The 3,417-nt window shown below is 39.2% G+C and carries 5 protein-coding genes; 2 read left to right on the forward strand and 3 right to left on the reverse strand.

Features of this window, described 5'->3' with window-relative positions:
* Positions 1-72 precede the first annotated feature (72 nt).
* Complete coding sequence (locus T546_RS25455; protein ID WP_156951400.1) at positions 73-231, reverse strand: hypothetical protein; 159 nt, start codon at positions 229-231, stop codon at positions 73-75.
* A 113-nt stretch (positions 232-344) separates the two neighbouring features.
* Here T546_RS25455 and T546_RS0122250 point away from each other — a divergent pair, with 113 nt between their 5' ends.
* Positions 345-983, forward strand: a complete 639-nt coding sequence (locus T546_RS0122250; protein WP_026893480.1) for a DUF3298 and DUF4163 domain-containing protein — start codon at positions 345-347, stop codon at positions 981-983.
* A 61-nt stretch (positions 984-1,044) separates the two neighbouring features.
* On the opposite strand, the gene T546_RS0122255 is transcribed toward T546_RS0122250, so the two are convergent.
* A complete protein-coding gene (locus T546_RS0122255; protein WP_242842279.1) occupies positions 1,045-1,395 on the reverse strand; it encodes a phosphatase domain-containing protein in 351 nt (116 codons plus the stop codon).
* A 256-nt stretch (positions 1,396-1,651) separates the two neighbouring features.
* Complete coding sequence (locus tag T546_RS25640) at positions 1,652-1,810, reverse strand: hypothetical protein (RefSeq protein ID WP_166429852.1); 159 nt, start codon at positions 1,808-1,810, stop codon at positions 1,652-1,654.
* A gap of 91 nt (positions 1,811-1,901) precedes the next feature.
* On the opposite strand from T546_RS25640, the gene T546_RS0122265 reads away from it, so the two are divergent.
* Positions 1,902-3,350, forward strand: a complete 1,449-nt coding sequence (locus T546_RS0122265) for a recombinase family protein (protein ID WP_026893482.1) — start codon at positions 1,902-1,904, stop codon at positions 3,348-3,350.
* The last annotated feature ends 67 nt before the right edge of the window (positions 3,351-3,417 follow it).

The following is a 3,417-nucleotide window of genomic DNA, read 5'->3' on the forward strand; positions in this document are numbered from 1 at the left end:
CCACCTGAGTTCAAAAACAGATATTTAAAGCAAACAGGAGGAAGCTTCTAATGGACTTCCTCCTGCTTGTCTTTATTCTTCATTTTCATATTCTCTGCGGTTCTCTTCATATCTCAGGGTATTTGGACCTAGAAATTTACCGGTTTCCCAGTGGTTTTGGAAGGTCTCAGGCCTGTTGTCTGTTTTTTTAGCATTCTCTTGTGCTTTGGCTTTTTCTTCTTCTTTTTTCATAATCATCACCTCATCATTAGTCTGTCCCATCGCCAGGGAATTATGTAAAACAAAAACTCATAATCTTTTAAACTTATCCATATATTGTAGAAACATTCCTTTGCGAGGCATTTATGCAGACGATTACGAATAAGACACTTGCAGATACCCTCTATTATGAGGATATCCCTGTTCTTACTTATACAATCCACTACCCATACTTTACTACCACCTGTGGTTACACAACTGCCTGGAGGATTAACAACTTTTATAGATTTCAGGCGAAACAGAAAGAAAACTACGCCCGTACGACACTTTATAAGGAGGCTGTGGAACAGGCTAAGTATCAAAAGGAAAATAATTACCCATTTAACAACTATGAAGTTCTTTCCATCTATCAAATTACATACAACAATAACTGTATCGTTAGTCTCTATACCGATTACTATACGTATCTGGGCGGAGCCCATGGAACTACAGAGCGGACCTCAGAGACCTGGGACTTTCAGACAGGGAAACGCCTGAGCCTTTCCGATTATTTTCCTGATGATCCTATGTTTATGGAATCCATCCTTGCTGAAATCAGCAGGCAGGTAACAGAGCGTCTTGAGAAAGAACCTTCCACCTATTTTGAAGATTACCCTTCTTTAATACAGGGGAACTTTAATATAGAAGGATTCTACGTGACGCCTGAGGGTATCGTCATTTATTACCAGCAGTATGATATAGCCCCCTATTCAACCGGAATACCAGAATTTCTATTTCCATTTTAGAACTGCATGAAAAATTCTAATACATAGATAACAGCCCTGGTCAGGTGTTCCAGGGCTTTCCTTATTTCTTATTCCAGGGCTTAAAGGAACGTATTTGGCTTAACAGAGCAGATGGATCTCCCTGAAAGCAAATGGCTCTGTCGTCGATATAGCAGATGGCTGGAACCTTTTCCCATTTAATATCATCCACCTGGATCTTGTACTTTTTTAAATACTCTTCAATTGCCTTTTTTCCTTCTGTACTTGATGCCCTGGAAGAGACAACCACTACGTCATAGCCTGCCTCTCTGATGCTATGGATGGCCTCCTTGATTCCTTCTACCGGCTCATCCGGTATCACTTCTGCACTAACATAACGCTGTTTATAGCTATGGATCACACCGTCAAAATCAAATACCACTGTCCTTTTCACAATTCTCCTCCTTTGATCCCACATTAAAAATTTGTCTTCTCATTACATTTTGACCCCTTCGATACAATCCTATTCCATAGGTGAAATGAGTACCCTTTTGAATCATCTATTTCACTAAATCATCACATTTTCTACAAAATATCAACACATAAAACCTGTATATTAACATGTATAGAAGGTAATAACCCTTTTATTCAAAACTTTTTCATACTCAGCCGGCAGGATGATATCATTCTGCCGGCTTCCTCCATTTATCTTACTTTATCGCCTTAATACGCTGATAGCCCATGGACTCCATGAGTTTATTCTGAAGCATTTCTGCTATTTCCTCTCTTTTTTCCTTTGGCAGTGAATCTATAAGAATTATTTCACCATTTATTTCTATGTAATTTTCTATTACTGGCATTTTATTCATAATCTACTCCCCTTCCTGATAAAATGTATGTGACATGGATTGTACTTGTTTCGCCATTTTCCACGGTGCAAACAGAAAGAAGTGATTTAAGTTGAAAAAATATGAAACCTTTGAAACTGGAGCTGCTTATGTTAGGGTAAGCACCAATGATCAGACTGAATTATCACCAGCCGCTCAGGTAAGGGAAATTCTGAAGGCTGCAAAAGCAGATGGTATCATGATTCCAAAAGAATATATTTTTATAGAAGAAAGAGGAGTGAGCGGCCGCCGTGCTGATAATCGAAAAGAGTTTCAGCGAATGATTTCCATTGCAAAATCACAGCCTTCTCCATTTCAGTATCTTTATCTATGGAAATTTTCCAGATTTGCAAGAAACCAGGAGGAAAGTACCTTTTATAAAAGTGTTCTCCGTAAGAAATGTGGGGTAACCATTAAAAGTGTATCAGAGCCCATTATGGAAGGCATGTTCGGACGTCTGATCGAAAGCATTATTGAATGGTTTGATGAGTACTACTCTTTTAATCTCTCTGGAGAGGTAACCCGGGGCATGACAGAAAAGGCTTTAAGGGAAGGATATCAGACCACCCCTTGCCTTGGTTATACCGCCTTAGGAGGTGGAAAGCCATTTCTTATACAGGAGGAAGAATATAAAATTGTGGAATTCATTCACCAATCCTACCATAACGGCATGGATTTATCTTCGATTGCCAGAGAAGCAAACGAAAGAGGATATTTGACCAAGAGAGGCAATTTATTTGACAGACGTTCCATCGAACGCATATTGACCAATCAGTTTTATAACGGGATGGTCATATGGAAAGACATATCCTTTCACGGCTCACATGAAGTAAGAAGCTCCGTGACCTCTGTCTTTCATGACAATCAGAGCCGGTTTCAAAGGGAATTTCGCCCCAGAAACAGAAGAGAGAGTTCGGATTGCAGGCATTGGGCCTCAGGGCTCCTGACTTGTGGTTATTGCGGTGCAAGCCTGGGGTGTAACAGAGCTGGTAAAACAAATCTTAAAAACGGTTATTTTCAATGCTGGCGATATGCTAAAGGGACTCACTCCCAATCCTGCAGTATTACCGTAAGCAAGGCAGAGACTCTTATTCTGGAGTCCCTAAAAAATGTCCTGGATTTTGGGGAACAAGAGTGTGAATATAAAAAGAAGCCAGAATTAATAAAGGATGATGACGCAGAAAAAAATAGAGCAGCCCGGCTGAGAAATGCAGCTAAGCTGGCAAGAATTAAGGATGCGTATGAAAAGGGAATCGATTCCATAGAGGAATATAAAAACAACAAAGAGCGCTTAGAGAACGAAAGAATGGAATTAGACAGGCAATATCGTGATATAAAAAGAAAACTGGCTGATGACGTCAGTAAGAAAAACAGCCAGCAGCTGTTAAAAATTAAAAGTGCTTATGAAATATTATCCGATCCGGATACAGATAACAGGATGAAAGGGACTGCTTTAAGGACTATTGTAAAAAGAATCGTTTATGATAAGGATAGCAATACGTTAAAATTCTTCTATTATTAAAGTACTATAAATAGTAGAACCAGAGTTCCTTTGTTAAAACTTATCTGTTATTACAATATGGCCCACC

Origin of the sequence: [Clostridium] aerotolerans DSM 5434 (assembly GCF_000687555.1) — a bacterium.
In the GTDB taxonomy this organism is placed as follows: Bacteria; Bacillota; Clostridia; order Lachnospirales; family Lachnospiraceae; genus Lacrimispora; species Lacrimispora aerotolerans.